This is a genomic window from Amycolatopsis alba DSM 44262 (assembly GCF_000384215.1).
Taxonomy (GTDB): domain Bacteria; phylum Actinomycetota; class Actinomycetes; order Mycobacteriales; family Pseudonocardiaceae; genus Amycolatopsis; species Amycolatopsis alba.
In genome coordinates, this window is record NZ_KB913032.1 from 606,661 (window position 1) to 623,987 (window position 17,327).

Consider the following 17,327-nt stretch of genomic DNA (forward strand, 5'->3'; position numbering starts at 1 on the left):
CTGGATGGAAGCCGCCAGCGCGGCCGAAACACCGACCGCGTCCAGTGCGGCGTTCGCCCGGCTCCCGGTGGCGCTGCTCGCCGCCGCAGCCGCGGCGGTCCTGCTGGCGACGGCCTGGCGGTACGGCTACTTCGGCGACGAACTGTACTTCCTCTCCGCCGGAAAGCGGCTGGCCTGGGGATACGCCGACCAGCCACCGGTGCTCCCGTTCCTGGCGCTGGTGATGGATTCGCTCGCGCCGGGCAACGTCTTCGTGTTCCGCCTCCCCGCCGTCCTCGCGACGGCGGCGGGTGTCGTGTTCACCGGGCTCGTCGCCTACGAGATGGGCGGAGACCGCCGGGCGCAGACCCGCGCCGCCGCCGCGTACGCGATCTGCGGGCAGTTCCTCGGGAGCGGGCACTACCTGGCCACCTCGACGATCGACCCGGCACTGTGGGCACTCATCGCCTGGCTGCTCGTGCGGTGGATGCGGAAACGGGACGACAACCTGTTGCTGTGGCTGGGAGTGGCCACCGCGATCGCGCTGAACGTCAAGCTCCTCATCGCGACGTTCTGGGTCGCCGCCGGGGTCGCGATCCTCGTCTTCGGGCCACGGGATCTCTTGCGCAGGCCCAAACTCTGGATCGGCGCGGGTATCGCGGCGCTCTCGCTCGTGCCCACGCTCTGGTGGCAGGCCGCGAACGGCTGGCCGCAACTGGAGATGGGCGATGTCATCGCGCACGAGACCACCGGCGGCTGGAGCGGCCGCGCCGGGTTCCTGCCCGCTCTGTTGACCGGCGCGGGCCTCGGCATCGGTGTCGTCGGCGTCCTTTATGGACTCTTCGTGCTGTTGTTCTCGGCGAAGCTGCGGGAGTTCCGGTTCCTCGGCTGGGCCACCGTCGGCGTGATCGCGCTGTTCATCCTGTCCAACGGCCGGTACTACTACGCGGCGGGCATGTTCGGCGTCCTGTGGGCGGGCGCCGCCGTCCACTTCGGACAGTTGAAGCCGTCCCGGTGGTTCCGCTGGATCCCGACCTGGCCCGTTTTCCTGCTCTCCGCGCTGTACACCCTCCCCTACGCGCTGCCGGTGTGGCCTGCCGTCTGGCTCGCCGAAGGCCGGGACGTCCCGCGTCCGGCGTACGCGCTGGAGGAGATCGGCTGGCCGGATCTCGCCCGTTCGGTCGCGGACGCCTATCACCGGCTCCCGCCGGAACAGCGGGCACGCACCACGCTCGTCACGGCCGGGTACTGGCAGGCCGGAGCGCTGGACCGGTACGGCGCCGACTACGGCCTTCCCGCCGCGTACAGCCCCAGCCGGGGCTTCTGGTACTTCGGCAGCCCGCCCGAGTCCGCGGACAACGTCCTCTTCGTCGGGCCGGATCCCGCGCGGCTGCTGCGTTCCTTCACCGATGCCCGGATCGTTTCCCGCGTGGACAACGACCTCGGCGTCCGCAACGTGAGCCGCGGAATGCCGATCTGGCTGGTCACGGGCCGCACCGAAACCTGGGCGTCCGCCTGGCCAGGGTTGAGAGAATTCCGGGTATGACCAGCTGGATCCGGTGGCAGGACTCGCTGTGGCCGTCACCCGGTGACGGGTTTCGGCCCTGGCTCGGCCGGATCGAGAAGTTCCTGCCGTACGCGCTGCTGGCGCTGAGCGCGGTGCTCAGTCTCGCGCTCTCCGGCCACGATCCGGCGGTCACCCTGGCGCTGGCGGGGATCGCCGCCGTCTGGCTCCTGCTCACCTCGACACTGCCGCCGCGACGATGGGCCGGGCATCCCGTCGCGGTCGCGGTCTCCTTCGCCGGCCTGGTCACGATCGCCGCGGTGCTCGAAGGACACGACACGATCTTCCTCATCTTCATGATCACCGGGTTCTTCGAAGCGATGCGGCTGCGGCCCGCCCCGCTGGCGCTGGCCGGGATCTTCACGGTCTCGGCGCTGATCAACACGATGCCCGACGGCGGCCCGCTGCGGGCGTTCGCCGAGCAGCCCGCGCTGTGGATCGTGATCACGCTGGTGCAGACAGCCGCCGTCGGCGGGGGCGGACTCGCTTCCGCGGCGATGGCGCGGCAGCACGCGGAACGCAAGCGGACACTCGACGAACTGGCCGCCGCCCACGAGGAGAACGCGGTGCTGCAACGGCAACTCCTGAGCCAGGCACGCGAAGCGGGCGTCCTCGACGAGCGTCGGCGACTGAGCCAGGAAATCCACGACACGCTCGCCCAGGGCTTCACCGGGATCATCACCCAGCTGGAGGCGGCCGACGAGGCGAACGGCGATCCCGTCGAATGGCAGCGGCACGTCGGCTCCGCGATGGCGTTGGCGCGGGAGAACCTGACCGCGGCCCGTCGTTCGGTGCGCGCGCTCGGCCCGCAGCCACTGGCCACCGCGACCCTGCCGGACGCGCTCGACGAGGTCTCCCGGTCGTGGAGCGGCCGGACCGGCGTCGAACTCCGGTTCGCCACCACCGGGACCGCACGCGCGTTGCATCCCGAGATCGAGGCGACGCTGCTGCGGATCACGCAGGAAGCACTGGCCAACGTCGAGAAACACGCCGACGCCACGATCGTCGGGCTCACGCTGTCCTATATGGCCGATCAGGTCACCGTCGACGTCCGGGACGACGGCCGGGGCTTCGAGCCGGACACCGCGCGCCCGTCGGGTGACGGCGGTTTCGGCGTTCCAGGGATGCGCGCCCGCGTCGCCCGGCTGGCGGGAACACTGCACGTCGAGTCGGAGCCGGGCGGCGGGACAGCCGTTTCCGCCGATCTGCCCGCCGTCGCGCTGGAGGTCCGGCCATGACGATCACGCTGCTGATCACCGACGACCATCCGATCGTCCGTGACGGTCTGCGCGGCATCTTCACCGCGGACCAGGGGTTCGAGGTACTCGGGGAAGCGTCCTCCGGTGACGAGGCCGTCGCGCTGACCGAGAAGCTCCGGCCCGACGTCGTGCTGATGGACCTGCGCATGCCGGGCTCCGGCGGGGTGGCCGCGATCGCGAAGCTGGCGGAACTCCGCAATCCCGCGCGGATCCTCGTGCTGACGACCTACGACACCGACACCGACGTCATCCCCGCGATCGAAGCGGGCGCGACCGGCTACCTGCTCAAGGACGCGCCCCGCGAAGAACTCTTCCGCGCGGTCCGGGCCACGGCGCGCGGCGAGGCGGTGCTCTCCCCCGCCGTCGCCGACCTGATCCTGGGCAGGATGCGCGCGCCCGCGCCGGAACCGCTCAGCCGCCGGGAACTCGAAGTCCTCACCTTGATCTCGCGCGGTTCCTCCAACAAGGAGGCCGCGAAACAGCTGTTCATCAGCGAAGCCACGGTGAAGACGCACCTCGTGCACGCCTACGCCAAGCTCGGGGTGAAGGACCGAGCCGCCGCCGTCGCGACAGCGTTCGCACGGGGACTGCTCGGAGGCTGAGGGCTACGGGGTCCAGCCCGCCGACTCCGCCCAGGCATCGGCGCGCGCGAAGGCCGCGTCGACCCAGACCTGCTTTTCGTCGGTGTAGCGCTCGACGGTCCCGTCGCCGGCATGCTTCGTGGCCATGGCGTTCTTGACCGCCGCGTAGGCGTCACGTTCGTCCGGGTTCTGCCGCAGCCACTCCGGGAACAGCAGCGCGAGCCGCCAGGCCGGTGTCTCCTGGGAACGGACGTGCAGGTTGACCGGACGGCGCGGGTCGCCACCGAAGTGGAACCGCTTCGGCCAGGTGCCCTCTTCGCCGTGGGCGTCGTCGAACCACTCGCCTTCCGCGCGGGGGAACCCGGCGTCGGACAGCACGTCGGCCAGCTCGTCCGCCCTGTCCAGAGTGGACACGGTCAGCTGGAGGTCGAGGATGTCCTTGGCGGGCAGCCCCGGCACGGACGTCGAACCGATGTGGTCGACGCGCACGGCCTTTTCGCCCACCACCACGCGGATCCGGGCGAGCGCCCGCTCGGCCTGCGCCGGCCACGTCGGGTCGTACTGCGCGATCTTCGGCGACATCGGCGCTCGCGGCTTGCGGAGCCGCACGTTCGCTTCGAACGGGGTGAGCCTGTCCGCCCACAACGCGTCGACGTCGGCGAGCACGATGTCGGGCGCCCCGCTGTTGTCGAACCAGACGTCGGCCACCGCCCGGCGCTGATCGGTCGTCGCCTGCGCTTTGATCCTGGCGCGCGCGTCGGACTCGGCCATCCCCCGCGACTCGACCAGACGGCGCACCCGGATCTCTTCCGGCGCGTCGACCATGACGACGAGGTGGTACATCGGCGCGAGGCCGCCTTCGACCAGCAGCGGGATGTCGTGGACGACGATCGCGTCCGGCGCCGCGGCCGCCATCAGCTCGGCCGTCCGGGCGCCGACCTTCGGATGGACGATCGAGTTCAGCCGCTTGCGGGAGTCTTCGTCGGCGAACGCCTTCGCGGCGAGCGCGGCACGATCCAGCGAGCCGTCGGACGCGAGGATGTCTTCCCCGAACGCCTCGACGAGCCCGGCGAGACCCGGTGTCCCCGGCTCGACGACCTCCCTGGCGATCTTGTCGGAGTCGATGAGGACGGCGCCGTGCTCGGAAAGCCGGTTCGCCACCGTCGATTTTCCGGCGCCGATCCCGCCGGTCAGGCCCACACGCAGCATGACGATCAGCCTAGTGGCGCTCTGGGGGGTGACAGCGCAGGGTCACCGAATAGGCACATCCGGCACAGAAGGATGCAAAAGGCAAGATCATCGTGACGCGCGACTCAACCATTTCGAGTGACACGCCGGGCGGTTACGCGGTTTCGAGGGCTTGATTGCGTACCGTGCGCGGCGAAGGTAGCCCACACGGAGGAAAGATGGCAGACAGCAAGCACACGGGAAGGCACCGGCTCGGATCGCCGGGGCTGGTGCACTGTGTCGTCCATCGCCCCGTGGCCGAGGCCCTCGCCGAGTACCGGCGCACCTGGCTGAGCGCGCTCCTGGTCCCCGCCAAGCACAGCTTCGCCGGACTCCGCCGCAAGGCCCGCGCCGCCGCACTCGAACGCATCTGGGTGCCCGCCGTCCGGCCCGCCACCTCCTGACGCTCTTCCCGCCCCCCCCCCCGCATTCAGAGGTCGGTCCGGGTGACGGCGTCGAGTGCCTCGCGCGCCTCGCCTGAGACGCTCAACGTCTCGAACGTGGCGCTCGAGACATCATCCGCAGCCCCTGCCCCTCACTAAACGCGAAAAACAGCGGCCCCGGTCCGAGAAGGACCGGGGCCGCTGTCTGTCAGCTACTGGCTGAGCGCCTGGATCACGCGCCGCCCGACAGCTTCTCGCGGAGAGCCGCGAGCTGCTCGTCGCTGGCAAGCGTGCCACCGCTCTTGGCCTCGGCCGGAGCGGAGGTGTAGCTCTGCTCGCCCGAGTCGCCGGAGGTGACACCGGTCGCGGCGTCGGCCGCGGCTTCGGCGTCGGCCTCGGCGGCCTTGACGACCTGCTTCATGTGAGCCTCGTAGCGGGTGTGAGCCTCGGCGTACTGACGCTCCCACTCCTCACGCTGCTTGTCGAAGCCTTCCTGCCACTCCTGGGTGTCCGGGTCGAAGCCTTCGGGGTAGATGTAGTTGCCCTCGGCGTCGTACTCGGCGGCCATGCCGTACTGAGTGGGGTCGAACTCGGTCTCCGGCGTGACGCCCTCGTTCGCCTGCTTCAGCGACAGCGAGATGCGACGACGCTCGAGGTCGATGTCGATGACCTTGACCATCACGTCGCCGTTGACCTGGACGACCTGCTCCGGGATCTCCACGTGGCGCTCGGCCAGCTCGGAGATGTGCACCAGGCCCTCGATGCCCTCTTCGACGCGCACGAACGCACCGAACGGAACGAGCTTGGTGACCTTGCCCGGCACGATCTGGCCGATCGCGTGGGTGCGGGCGAACTGACGCCACGGGTCTTCCTGGGTCGCCTTCAGCGACAGCGAGACGCGCTCGCGGTCCATGTCGACGTCCAGAACCTCGACCGTGACCTCCTGGCCGACCTCGACGACCTCGGACGGGTGGTCGATGTGCTTCCAGGACAGCTCGGAGACGTGCACCAGGCCGTCGACGCCACCCAGGTCCACGAAGGCACCGAAGTTGACGATGGACGACACGACGCCCTTGCGGACCTGGCCCTTGGCGAGCGCGTTGAGGAACTCGCTGCGCACCTCGGACTGGGTCTGCTCCAGGTAGGCGCGGCGGGACAGGACCACGTTGTTGCGGTTCTTGTCCAGCTCGATGATCTTCGCCTCGAGCTCGCGGCCGACGTACGGCTGCAGGTCGCGCACGCGGCGCATCTCGACCAGCGACGCGGGCAGGAAGCCGCGCAGGCCGATGTCCAGGATGAGGCCGCCCTTGACGACCTCGATGACGGTGCCCTTGACGGGCTCGTCCTTCTCCTTGAGCTCCTCGATCGTGCCCCAGGCGCGCTCGTACTGCGCACGCTTCTTGGACAGGATCAGACGGCCTTCCTTGTCCTCCTTCTGGAGAACCAGGGCTTCGACCTCATCGCCGACGGTGACAACCTCAGCCGGGTCGACATCGTGCTTGATGGAGAGCTCGCGCGAGGGGATGACACCCTCGGTCTTGTAGCCGATGTCGAGCAGGACCTCGTCACGGTCGACCTTGACGATGGTTCCTTCAACGATGTCGCCGTCGTTGAAGTACTTGATCGTCTTGTCGATCGCTGCGAGGAAGTCTTCCTCCGACCCGATGTCGTTGATAGCGACTTGCTGAGGTCCGCTGGGGGCGGTCGGGGCGGTGGCGGTGTCGGTCGTCATTAGGCGGGTTGCTCCGGTGGATGGGAAGTAGTGGGTTTGCGGTTAGGGCACCATGGGCTCTTCCGACATGAGGCGACCGCATAAGCAAACGTCCACAGGGAACGACCGCGAGCATCACCGCATCCGGTGCGCGACCCCCTGACCCGGACGCTGAGCGAACCGGGGGAAAGAGTAGCGCGAACCCACTGCGCTAACAGATATCCTACGCGGCCCCCTGTACACGGCACAATCAGGGTGCCTCCCGCGATCACACCGGGCGGATAAGCTCTGTCACACAGCCCTGACCTGGGGAAAGGATATCGGTTTGAGTCAGCAGTCCACCACCGAGCAGGAGACGGCGGCCGAAAGGCACGCGCAGGCCGAGGAGCGGCTCGGCACCGCGGGGGTCGCCTATCGGGCGGTCTCGGCACCGGAGGCGACGGCCGCCAACCTGGCGTGGTGGGACGCCGACGCCGACGACTACCAAGCGACCCACGGCGGCTTCCTCGGCGACGCGGACTTCGTCTGGTGCCCGGAGGGCGTCCGCGAGGCCGACGTCGCACTTCTGGGTGAAGTCGGCGGCAAGCGGATCCTCGAAGTCGGCTGCGGGCAGGCGGCCTGCGCGCGCTGGCTCGCCGCGCAAGGCGCCGAAGCGGTGGCGACCGATCTGTCGGCGGGCATGCTGCGGCACGCTCGGGAGGGCAACGAGCGCACCGGCCCACCCGTCCCGCTCGTGCAGGCGACGGCGGAGACGCTCCCGTTCGCGGACGAGAGCTTCGACGCGGCGTGCTCGGCCTTCGGTGCTGTCCCGTTCGTGGCCTCGGTGGACGTCGTGTTCGCGGAGGTGCACCGGGTGCTCCGGCCGGGTGCCCGCTGGGTGTTCTCGGTGACCCATCCGATGCGCTGGATCTTCCCCGACGACCCAGGGCCGCAGGGCCTCACCGTCACCCAGCCGTACTTCGACCGCACGCCTTACGTAGAGGTCGACGAAGAGGGCGTCGCGACCTACGTCGAGTACCACCGCACACTCGGCGACTACGTCCGCGCGCTCGCCGACGCCGGTTTCGCGCTGACGGACCTCATCGAGCCCGCCTGGCCGGAGGGCCACTCCCGCACCTGGGGGCAGTGGAGCCCCTTGCGCGGCAAGCTCTTCCCCGGCACCGCGATCTTCTGCACCCAGCGGGGATGACCCCGGCGGCGCAGCGGCAACGGGCACGGTTCGCCGCGCTCGACCCGTTGCTTCCGGCGCCGCCCCCGCTCCCGCCCGGTGAGCCCGTCGAAGCGGGCGGCGCCACCGGGACGATCGCGCACGTGCGGTTCGCGGCGGGTTCCTGGCAACGGCTGTGGAGCCCGGCGCATCTGCAGATCCTGTCCGCGATCCTCCCGCCCGACGCCGGCGCGGGGATGAGCGCGCTGCTCTCGGCCTGGCGCGAGCGGATCGCGCTCGCCGACGCCGAACCCGATTCGTCGTGCACCCTCACCTGGCCCAGCCGTGACGTCGTGGTCGCGAGGGCCCTGCTCGACCATGGGCTCGCGCCGCAACTGGCGCTCGCCGTCCGCGCGCCGGCCAAGGGCGAGACCTGCTCCGTGCCCGGCGTGATCGTCCGGGAGTCCTCCAGCGGCGACCTGGAGGAGATCGTCGCCCTGCGTTTCGAAGAACTTCGCTACACCTCGTTCGTCGGTCACGGCGTCGTCCGGCCCGGAGCCGAGGCCTTGCTCGCCGAAGAGATCCGGCGCGGCCTCCAGTTCGGCGGCCGCGTCTGGGTCGCCGAAGAGGAAGGCGTCACGGTAGGGATGGTGACCAGCGGAAAACGCTCGCCGCTCCCCGGTGACGCGCTCGCCGGACGGCTGCCGCCCGGCGAGTGGGGCTATGTCGGCACCCTCGCGGTCACCGCGGCGGCGCGGGGGCGCGGGATCGGGCGCGCGCTGACCGCCGCCGCGCACGATGAGCTGTTCTCGCCGTCGCTGCGCGGTACCTTCGTCTCGTACAATCCGGCCAATCCGCTTTCCCCGGTCTTCTGGCACCGGCAGGGTTATCGTCCACTGTGGACGACGTGGGCGGCCAGCCCCGCCGCGGCCCTGCGGTAGCGGTGACGGGCGCGGCCGACCCTGGGGACAGGATGGAAATCGAGAAGACCTTGTTCGAAGCGCACCGCGCACGGTTCGCGACGATCGACAGGCTGCTGCCCGAAGCGGCCCCGCCCCCGGTCGTCGGTGAGCGTGTGGACGCCGCCACCGCGTCGGGCGTCCAGGTCACCGGCGTGATCCAGCGCCAATTGCATGGTCCGGACGACGTACCCCTGCTCTGGGCGTCCGCCGACGTGCGCCAGCTGTTCCCGTTCGTCGGGAACACCGGCACCGAGGGGATGGACGTGCTGCTGCGCGCCTGGCGGACGTGGATGGATGCCGAATCACCCGGAGAGGATTCGTCCTGCGTGGTGAACTGGCCGAGCCGGGACGCCGAGGCGATCCGCGCCTTCCTCGACCACGGGCTGGTGCCGATGTCCGCGCTCGCCGTGCGCACCGGATGCCACCACGACGACAAGGCCGACGACGGCGTGGAGATCCGCCGGGCCCGGCAGGGCGACTTCGAAGACGTGCTCGCGATGGCCGTGTCGACCCACGACTACATCGGCCAGGTCGCCACCCGGCACCGCCCGAACGCCGCCGAACTGCTCGCCCCCGCGCTGGAACGGGCCCTCGACAAGGACGCCCCGCTGCTGTGGCTGGCCGAACGGCACGCCCGCGTCGCCGCGTTCGCGCACGCCGCCTGGATCACGTCGTCACCGGGGTCGGCCGAGGCCGAACTGCTCCCCCACGGCCGCTGGGGGTACGTCAACAACGTCGTCACCGTGCCGGACCTGCGCGGGAGCGGCCTCGGCCGGACCCTGATGTCGGTGGTGCACAAGGAGTTCTGCGCCGACGGCGCGGACGGCACGTACCTCTATTACAACCCGACCAACCCGCTCTCTTCGGTGTTCTGGCACCGGCAGGGTTATCGTCCACTATGGACGTCCTGGGAGGTCCACCCGGCTTCCGCCCTGCGTTAGCCGAAATGCACAGTCAGCCGTCCGGTTTGCGGAGGTTTCGTCACTCTTGCGTGTGACGTGGGCCCCCCACGGTTGTGCACCTCCCAGGTCAGGGCTAACTTTTGAACTGACCAGTCAGTTCAAAAGTTCCACGAGTCACCGACCTGGGAGTTCTTCGTGCGGGTTCAAGCCGACAGGGTGTCCGTGACCGGACCCCACGGCACGTTGCTGTCGCCTACTTCGCTCACCGTTTCGGGTGGTGAGCTGGCGATCGTGCACGGCGAGCCAGGAGTCGGCGTCACCGCCTTCGGGCTGGCGCTGGCGGGCAGACTGAAGCCGGCCACCGGGACGGTGACCGTCGAGGGCGGTGACCCGCGGAAGGTCGTGGCCGTCGTCGACTCCCCCGGCGTGAGCGAACCGGACGGCGCGCTGTCGCTGCAGGTCGTCGTCGGGGAGGAACTCGAACTGGCGAAACGCCCGGCGAACAAGGCCGCCGTCGCGAACTGGCTGGCCGAGCACGACGCCGCCGCCTTCGCCGGCACCCGCTTCGAGAACCTCGAAGCGGTGACGCGCACCCGGCTGCTCACCGCGCTCGCCGCGGGCCGCAAGGGCGTCGGCGTCCTCGTGCTCGACACCCCGGACAGGCACACCAGCGACGTCGACAGCTGGGCGCGGCTCGCCCGCGAATACGCCGAGCGCGGCCTCGCCGTCATCGTGCTGACCGCCACCACCCCGGTTTCGGCCCTGCCGGAGAAGCCCGCGCTCTGCGGCGCCCTCGAACAGCCCGACCCCGTGCGCTGCGCGCCTCTCGAAGCAGAGGCCGAGCCGGACGAGACCGAAGAGATCGAAAAGACTTCAGGAGACCAGGAATGAACCCCGTCCGGATCGCCGCCAACGAGCTGCGCCGGCTGAGCAGCGGCACCCTGCCGAAGCTCGCCATGGTCGCGCTCGTCCTGGTGCCGCTGCTCTACGCGTCCTTCTACCTCTACGCGAACTACGACCCGTACTCGCGCCTGGACAAGCTGCCCGCCGCCGTCTTCACCTCCGACGCCGGCGCGAAGGACTCGGCGGGCGTGGAACGCAACGTCGGCCGCGAGGTCACCGACGAGCTGGTCAAGTCCGGCACCTTCCAGTGGCACCAGGTGTCGCAGGACGAGGCCCTCACGGGCGTCCGCAACGACAAGTACTCGTTCGCCATCGGCATCCCGCGCGACTTCTCCACCGCGCTGCTGTCTTCGGGCAACCTCCAGCCCCAGCAGGCGACGATCACGCTGACCACCAACGACGCCAACAACTATCTGTCCGGCACCATCGCGAAACAGGTGGCCGAACAGGTCCGCAAGACGATCGCGGAGAAGGTCGGCAGCGAGGCGGCGGACAAGTTCCTCGTCGGTTTCTCCACGATCTACGCCAAGATCCAGGAGGCCTCGACAGGCGCTTCACAGCTCGCGGACGGCGCGGGCAAGCTCAAGACCGGCCAGCAGCAACTGGCTGACGGCGCCAATCAGCTCGCCTCCGGCAGTTCCCAGCTCGCGACCGGGCTCGGCACGCTGAAATCCGGTACCGCCCAGCTCCCCGCCCAGACGCAGAAACTCGCGGACGGCGCCGGACAGGTCGCCGACGGAAACCAGAAGGTCTCTGACGCGGCTTCGCTCGCCGCGACGGCGTCCGGCGACATCCAGGGCAAACTCGACGGCTACCGCACCCAGCTCGCGCAGGATCTGCGCGCCGCCGAGGTCCCCGAGGCGAAGGTGCAGGAGATCCTGAGCCGCCTCGACACCCTCCGGTCCCCGGTCGACCAGGCGAACACGAAGATCCAGGGCGCGAACAGCCAGCTGATCCAGCTCGCGTCCGGCGCGCGGCAGGTGTCCGACGGCGCGCGTCAGCTGGCCTCGGCCACCCCGCAGCTCACCAGCGGGATCGCGCAGGCCGCGGACGCGTCGACACAGATCCGTGACGGCGCCGCGAAGCTGAACGACGGCGAGAAGTCCGCCGTCACCGGCACGACCGAGCTCGCCGATGGCGCGGTGAAACTGCGCGACGGGCTCGCCGCTGGGCTCAAGGAGATCCCGAATCCGGACGATCCCACCCGCGCGGCCACCGCCAACACCATCGCCGACCCGGTCGCGGTCAACTCCTCCGGCGTCGCCTCGGCCGGGACCTACGGCGCGGGCCTCGCCCCGTTCTTCATCTCCCTCGCCACCTGGATCGGCGCGTTCGTGCTGTTCCTGTTGCTGCGCCCGCTCTCGACCCGCGCGCTGACCGCCGGCGCGTCGCCGTTCAAGGTCGCGCTCGGCGGCTGGCTGTCCTCGGCGCTGCTGGGGATCGCGCAGGTGATCGTGCTGTTCGGCGCGGTGACCTGGCTGGTCGGCATCGACGTCGCGCATCCGCTCGGTGCAATCGGGTTCGCCATCCTGGTGTCGCTCACCTTCACCGCAGTGGTGCACGCGCTCAACTCGTTCTTCGGCGCCGTCGGCAAGTTCCTCGGCCTGGTACTGCTGGTGCTTCAGCTGGTGAGCGCGGGCGGCACGTTCCCGTGGCAGACCATCCCGGACGCGCTGTACCCGCTGCACATCGTGCTGCCGATGGGTTACGCGATCGACGGGTTCCGGCACCTGCTCTACAGTGGCGCCTCGATGGAGATCCTCGGTGACATCGGTGTCCTGGTGGCGTATCTGGTAGGCGCGATCCTGGTTTCGACACTGGCGGCACGGAAACGGCGCACCTGGACGGTTTCCGCGCTGAAACCCGAGCTGGCGTTGTGACCACACGGGGTGAGGCGACGAAGCAGAAGCTGTTCGAGGCGACGCTGCGGCTGTCCGCCAGCCGCGGCCTCGTCGGCCTGACGGTGGACGACATCGCGGCCGAGGCGAAGGTCGCCAAGGGCACCGTCTACTACAACTTCGGCAGCAAGGACGGTCTTGTCGACGCACTGCTGCGCTACGGCGTCGGGGTGCTCGCGGGCAGGCTGCGCGAGGCCACCGGCGACGGCGACCCGATGGACGTCATCGAAGCGCAGGTGGACGGCACGCTGGAATTCATCGCCGAGTACCCCGGTTTCTCCCAGATCCTGGTGAGCGAGATGTGGCGTACGCCAGGTACCTGGCACGAAACACTGACCTTGCTGCGCGAGGAGATCATCTCGATCGTGCGCGAACAACTCCACCGGCTGGACGCCGCCGGGCGGCTGCCCGACGGCGTCCAGATCCCGACGGCCGCGGCCGGGTTGTTCGGCACGATGCTGGTGGTCGCCCTCGACTGGCAGGTGTTCCAGCCGAAGCGGACGCGGGCGGACGTCCGGGAGTCGGTGATGGTGCTGATCCGGGGCCTCGGCCGCTAACCCGGATCACGCGTGCTTGAAGCCGGATCTCACGTGATTGAAGCCGGATCACGCGTGCTTGCGCGCGTTCCGGCTCTGATCACGCGAGTTCCGGCTCTGATCACGGGTCTTCGGTCTCCCGGACCCACTTCAGCTTGACCTCGAAGTTCCCCTCCAGCCCCGTTTTCGCGATCACGGCGCCCGCCTGCGCGGTCAGCTTGACACCGAACTTGAGCTCGACCTCGTCCGGTCCCCTCGCCATCGACCGGAAGGTGTCCAGCGCCGCGGCGGCCGCGTCCTTCACGTTCGCCAGCGCCGCTTCGAAGGACCCCTTGGTGTCCTCGATCAGGTCGTCGCGCCGGGAAACACGGGAGGTACCGGGGACGGGGTCTATCTCGACGACCACCGAACCGCCGCCTTCGAGCGGGAACCGCGCCAGATCGTTCACCGGTACTCCTTCACTGTCCACAAGGGATTCTCAGCCATTCGCCCTGCTGGATGCTCTTCCGGACGTCGTCGAGCTGCTTCAGCAGGATGTCCAGCCGGTCACGGTTGCTCAGGTATTCCAGGACGGCGCGGTGGAACGCGCCGGTCATCGTCGCGGGCATCAGGTCGGAGGCGTCGAAACACAGGGCGGTGCCCAAGGTGATCGTTTCCGCGACCCTCCGGCTCACCTGGTCCGGATAGACCTTGAGATCGAGCTTCCGGTTGGCGGAGAACGCGTTCGCGCGGGGAATCGACGGCCAGATCCGCTGTGCCTTCTCCGAAGCCAGGTATTCGATCAGCTTCCGGGCCTGAGGGGTGTTCTTGAACATTCCCGCCAGGTCGGCGGCGACCTCCGAGACGTCCCGTCCTGGGAAGGAGAGGAAGTCGAAATCTTTGCCGGGCTGGGGAAACGAGCCGTCGGACCGGGTGAAGTTCTGGTAGCGGCTCATGATGAACGACGCCTGGTGTTCGAGCGCGCAGCCGGGCGGGTCGGTGAACATCGGCTTGCCAGCGTCACCGAAGTCGGTCAGCAGCGCGGCCGCGGTGCCGCCGCGGATCGCGGCGGGATCGAGGATGGAACCCCAGTCCAGCCAAGCCTGTTTGACCTCCGGAGACGTCCACTCCAGACCGCCGGACACCCACCGCCAATACTTGTCGGGTCCCGCCGAATGCAGCAGGATGTCCTCGATCCAGTCGGTCCCCGGCCAGCCCGAGGTGGGCGGGGCCCCCATCCCGACGCACCAGGGCGTACCGCCCGCCGCCGTCTGCCCGGCGGAGAACGCGCGGAGACCTTCGAACGTCGTCGGGCGGATCCCGGTCAGCCGGGCCGGGTTGTACCAGATCAGGCTTTTGAGATCGGCCTTCACCGTGACCGCGTACAGCTTCCCGGTGCCGATCTGCTGCAGGGTGACCCATTGCGCACTGAACGACCTGGTCACGGCGGCGGCGAGGTCGTCGTCGAGCGGCAGCAGGTCGCCCGACTTCTGGTACTTCGCCAGCACCCCCGCGTTCGGCAGGACGGCGACGTCCGGCGGCGTACCGCGCTGGACGTCCGAAGCGAGTACCTGATCGACGGCACGGGTGCCCTGATAGACGTAGTCGATCCCGGTGTCCGCCGTGAACGCGTTCAGCACCTGCCGGAACGCCTGCTCCTCGTCGCCGCTCCAGGACGCGAGGACGACGACCGTCCCGTCCGCTTTCGACGCCGCGCAGCCGCTCGTGACCAGCGACAGCGCCATCACCAAGGCCAGCAATCGTTTCACCGGCGGTACCGATATTCGTCGATCCGGGCGTGCAGCCCGAGCAGGACCAGTCCGCCCGCGAGCAGGGTGCCCGCCGGGATCAGGAACTCCCGTCCACCGGATTCCGCCGCTTCGGAAGCGTCGTCCGCCACCGCCTTCGCGCCTGCCGTGGCCACCCGCGTGTTGTCCGTCTCCACCGTGGTGGTCTTCCGTGCCCTTTCCCGGAATTCGTCGGCGGTCACTCCGCATCCCTGCTCCTCGTCGCAGTACTCGGTCAGCAGGACGGCGAGCCGTCGCTGGCCCGCGTCGTCGGCCGCCTGGAGTTGCGCGCCCCGTGCGGCGGCGACGCCGTCCAGCCGCTCCCCGACCGAATCCAGCCGGTCCCGGCTGATCAGGGTGAACACCAAGGCGGCCCCGATCGCGGCGACCAGCACGGTCGCCGCGAGCAACGGGACGTTCGCCACCCGGCGGAAGCGTTTCTTCAGATACAGCTGGGTGAGCACCAGGAGCACCAGCAGGGCCAGCACCGGCAGGAGCCACAGCGGGAGCAGCACGAGGCTCATCCCGGTCGACGACAGTTGCCGGTCCAGCGCCAGACGCTGCCCGGACTGCAACTTCTCCAGTTCCTCCAGGACCCCGCCGGGGGCGTGCAGCAGCCGTGAGGCGTGCCAGAGGTCGACAGCGCCCAGTACGGCGGCGTCCGGCTGGCGGAAGTGCACGTCGGCCTGTCCGATGGAGCCCGAATAGGCCGCGACCTGGCTTTCCACCACCTGCAGCCCGTTACCGCCGTCCTCGCCCGCCTGATTGAACTCCGCGACCCGTGCGAGGCTCTGGCTCGCCAGCGCCAGCTGATTCGAGTACTCCTGCCCCGGACCGGCGAGTTTCGCCTCGCCCGAGGCGAAACTGGCGACCGCGGCGGCGTCGGCCGCCACCAGCGCCGCCCGTGCGGCGGTCACCTCCAGCACCGCCTGCGAAGTCCGGTCGCGGACGGTCTCCGCCGTGTTCTGGACACTGTGGAACGCCCACAGCGAGACCACCAGTACCGCGAGGGTGAGCGCCAGCAGCGCGGTGCGGAGCCGGACCAGCCGCACACGGGTCGGCGTCACGAAACCGCCTCGCCGAACGGTCGTCCGCAGCCGACACAGAAGTTCGCCCCGGCGGGGGAAAGCGCGGGGCAGCCGGCGCAGGCGACCGGTGCCGCTTCGGGCATCGGCCGGTCTTCCTGCGGAAGGGCGATTTCCGAAACCCGCGAGGGGATGACGACGTGCAGCGCGTGACTGCGCGTCGCGTCCGAGCGCAGGCGCACGACGCCCTTCTCCGCGTCGACGATCTCCACGACCCCCGAGAGACGGCTGAGCGTCTCTTGGTCGCCCGCGGCGGTGGCCAAGGTGACCGCCCGGCCCCAGTGCCGTTCGGCCCCGGCCTGATCCCCCGCGGCATAGGCGTCGCCGCCGGCGGTCAAGGCCTCGCCGAGATCGGCCTGGGCGGCGTACTTCGAGACCATCGGGTGAATCAGCGTCGGCGGGACCGGGTCGCGCGTCCACCGCCCAGCGATGGGCAGCGCTCCCTCCTCGGCCGCGGCACCGGGAACGGGCACGAGTTCCGTCCACGCGAGCTGACGGTCCTGTCCGTGGCTGGGTTCGAGGTCGGGATCGAGGTCCAGGATCAGCTGGTAGTCCCGTGCCTCGTCGCCAGCGAACGAACCGAGGGAGAGCTCCAGCTCGCGGGCAGCGACCTCCTGGCACCGGTCGGTGAGGTCGTATTCGTCCGGGAACACCTGCTTGACCGACCGCAGCCTGCTGAACGGCATGGTGCCGATGCGCAGCCGGACCTCGGGCAGCACCTTCGTCATCGCGCTCTCGACGAGCCGCCGGAAGTCTTCGGCGAGTTCGTCGTCCTCGACGACGGAGTCGACGTTCCCGCGCAGCACCCGGCCGATCTGGGTGAGTTCGGCAGGCTCCCAGCCGTCGCCGATTCCCCTGGCGTCGCAGACGAACCGGCCCTCGCAGCTGTTCAGCACGCTCATCAGGGCGGCCCTGGTCTGCGAATCGTTGCGGCCGTCGGTGAGCAGGATCGCGTGCCGGACGGCGTCGGGCTCGTGTTCGAAGAGGTCGCGGGCCTTGGCGAGCCAGGCGCCCATCGCGGTGCCGCCGACCGCCGCGAGATGCTCGACCGCGGCGCGGGCCTCCGCACGGGTCCGCTCGGAGGCCGCCACCAGACCGTCTTCGGCCGGGTAGATCAGCGTCGCGTGCTCGGTGCCCTGGATGACGGCGAAGCGCACGCCGTCGGGAAGAACCTCGATGGCCGCCGCGGCGGCGCGCCGGGCCTCGCCGATCTTGGTGCTGGGGAAGCGCATCGAGCTGGAGCAGTCGATCATCAGGACCTCGGCGGCCGTCCTGGTGACGGCCGCTTCACCGCCGCGCGACACGACCCGCACGATCGCGGTCATCGCCCGGTCGCCGTCGGCCAGGAACTTGTTCTGGTGCACTTCGAGCCCCAGACTCGGCTGCCCGCTCATCAAACCCCTTTCTTTTCCAGGTGAACCCGC

The 17,327-nt window shown here is 69.7% G+C and carries 16 protein-coding genes; 10 read left to right on the forward strand and 6 right to left on the reverse strand.

Translation table 11 applies throughout. The annotated features are described in order from the left end of the window. Positions 1–4: 4 nt before the first annotated feature. From AMYAL_RS0102660 to AMYAL_RS0102670, 3 genes are read left to right on the forward strand one after another with little or no spacing between them, the layout of a single operon-like run. Entirely contained in the window at positions 5–1,525 is a 1,521-nt protein-coding gene (locus tag AMYAL_RS0102660) for an ArnT family glycosyltransferase (protein WP_020629751.1), read from the forward strand. Beyond that, on the forward strand, positions 1,522–2,781 hold the full coding sequence (locus AMYAL_RS0102665) for a sensor histidine kinase (protein ID WP_020629752.1): 1,260 nt from the start codon (positions 1,522–1,524) through the stop codon (positions 2,779–2,781). Before AMYAL_RS0102660 ends, AMYAL_RS0102665 begins: the two co-directional genes overlap by 4 nt. Continuing rightward, positions 2,778–3,404 carry a response regulator gene (locus AMYAL_RS0102670; RefSeq protein WP_020629753.1) on the forward strand — a complete coding sequence of 209 codons (627 nt, stop codon included), beginning with the start codon at positions 2,778–2,780 and terminating at the stop codon, positions 3,402–3,404. The genes AMYAL_RS0102665 and AMYAL_RS0102670 overlap by 4 nt, the downstream gene beginning before the upstream one ends. A 3-nt stretch (positions 3,405–3,407) precedes the next feature. Here AMYAL_RS0102670 and coaE read toward each other — a convergent pair whose 3' ends face one another. Then, positions 3,408–4,592 carry a dephospho-CoA kinase gene (coaE, locus tag AMYAL_RS0102675; RefSeq protein WP_020629754.1) on the reverse strand — a complete coding sequence of 395 codons (1,185 nt, stop codon included), beginning with the start codon at positions 4,590–4,592 and terminating at the stop codon, positions 3,408–3,410. Between the two features lie 197 nt (positions 4,593–4,789). Between coaE and AMYAL_RS0102680 the strand changes: the two genes are divergently transcribed. Beyond that, on the forward strand, positions 4,790–5,014 hold the full coding sequence (locus AMYAL_RS0102680; protein ID WP_020629755.1) for a hypothetical protein: 225 nt from the start codon (positions 4,790–4,792) through the stop codon (positions 5,012–5,014). 211 nt (positions 5,015–5,225) lie between these two features. On the opposite strand, the gene rpsA is transcribed toward AMYAL_RS0102680, so the two are convergent. Beyond that, a complete protein-coding gene (gene rpsA, locus AMYAL_RS0102685) occupies positions 5,226–6,725 on the reverse strand; it encodes a 30S ribosomal protein S1 (protein WP_020629756.1) in 1,500 nt (499 codons plus the stop codon). A gap of 304 nt (positions 6,726–7,029) precedes the next feature. Here rpsA and AMYAL_RS0102690 point away from each other — a divergent pair, with 304 nt between their 5' ends. From AMYAL_RS0102690 to AMYAL_RS0102715, 6 genes are all read left to right on the forward strand, one after another. Next, positions 7,030–7,893, forward strand: a complete 864-nt coding sequence (locus tag AMYAL_RS0102690; RefSeq protein WP_020629757.1) for a class I SAM-dependent methyltransferase — start codon at positions 7,030–7,032, stop codon at positions 7,891–7,893. Beyond that, positions 7,890–8,792, forward strand: coding sequence for a GNAT family N-acetyltransferase (locus tag AMYAL_RS0102695; RefSeq protein WP_020629758.1), 903 nt, complete (start codon positions 7,890–7,892; stop codon positions 8,790–8,792). The genes AMYAL_RS0102690 and AMYAL_RS0102695 overlap by 4 nt, the downstream gene beginning before the upstream one ends. A 32-nt stretch (positions 8,793–8,824) precedes the next feature. Further along, positions 8,825–9,754 (forward strand): GNAT family N-acetyltransferase, encoded by a 930-nt coding sequence (locus AMYAL_RS0102700; RefSeq protein ID WP_026466683.1) that lies wholly within the window; start codon positions 8,825–8,827, stop codon positions 9,752–9,754. 156 nt (positions 9,755–9,910) lie between these two features. After that, positions 9,911–10,606 (forward strand): ATP-binding cassette domain-containing protein, encoded by a 696-nt coding sequence (locus AMYAL_RS0102705; protein WP_026466684.1) that lies wholly within the window; start codon positions 9,911–9,913, stop codon positions 10,604–10,606. After that, the gene (locus tag AMYAL_RS0102710) at positions 10,603–12,498 is read left to right on the forward strand and encodes a YhgE/Pip domain-containing protein (protein ID WP_020629761.1); all 1,896 of its coding nucleotides are present in this window, start codon (positions 10,603–10,605) and stop codon (positions 12,496–12,498) included. Before AMYAL_RS0102705 ends, AMYAL_RS0102710 begins: the two co-directional genes overlap by 4 nt. Next, positions 12,495–13,073 carry a TetR/AcrR family transcriptional regulator gene (locus AMYAL_RS0102715; protein ID WP_020629762.1) on the forward strand — a complete coding sequence of 193 codons (579 nt, stop codon included), beginning with the start codon at positions 12,495–12,497 and terminating at the stop codon, positions 13,071–13,073. Before AMYAL_RS0102710 ends, AMYAL_RS0102715 begins: the two co-directional genes overlap by 4 nt. 100 nt (positions 13,074–13,173) lie before the next feature. On the opposite strand, the gene AMYAL_RS0102720 is transcribed toward AMYAL_RS0102715, so the two are convergent. The 4 genes from AMYAL_RS0102720 to AMYAL_RS0102735 are packed head-to-tail and all read right to left on the reverse strand — an operon-like array spanning position 13,174 to position 17,297. Further along, on the reverse strand, positions 13,174–13,500 hold the full coding sequence (locus tag AMYAL_RS0102720; protein WP_026466685.1) for a CU044_2847 family protein: 327 nt from the start codon (positions 13,498–13,500) through the stop codon (positions 13,174–13,176). A gap of 10 nt (positions 13,501–13,510) precedes the next feature. Further along, positions 13,511–14,800, reverse strand: coding sequence for an ABC transporter substrate-binding protein (locus tag AMYAL_RS0102725; RefSeq protein ID WP_026466686.1), 1,290 nt, complete (start codon positions 14,798–14,800; stop codon positions 13,511–13,513). Next, the gene (locus AMYAL_RS0102730; RefSeq protein ID WP_020629765.1) at positions 14,797–15,885 is read right to left on the reverse strand and encodes a hypothetical protein; all 1,089 of its coding nucleotides are present in this window, start codon (positions 15,883–15,885) and stop codon (positions 14,797–14,799) included. The genes AMYAL_RS0102725 and AMYAL_RS0102730 overlap by 4 nt, the downstream gene beginning before the upstream one ends. Next, positions 15,882–17,297: a VWA domain-containing protein gene (locus tag AMYAL_RS0102735; protein WP_020629766.1), complete on the reverse strand. Its 1,416-nt coding sequence runs from the start codon at positions 17,295–17,297 to the stop codon at positions 15,882–15,884. The genes AMYAL_RS0102730 and AMYAL_RS0102735 overlap by 4 nt, the downstream gene beginning before the upstream one ends. Positions 17,298–17,327: the final 30 nt, after the last annotated feature.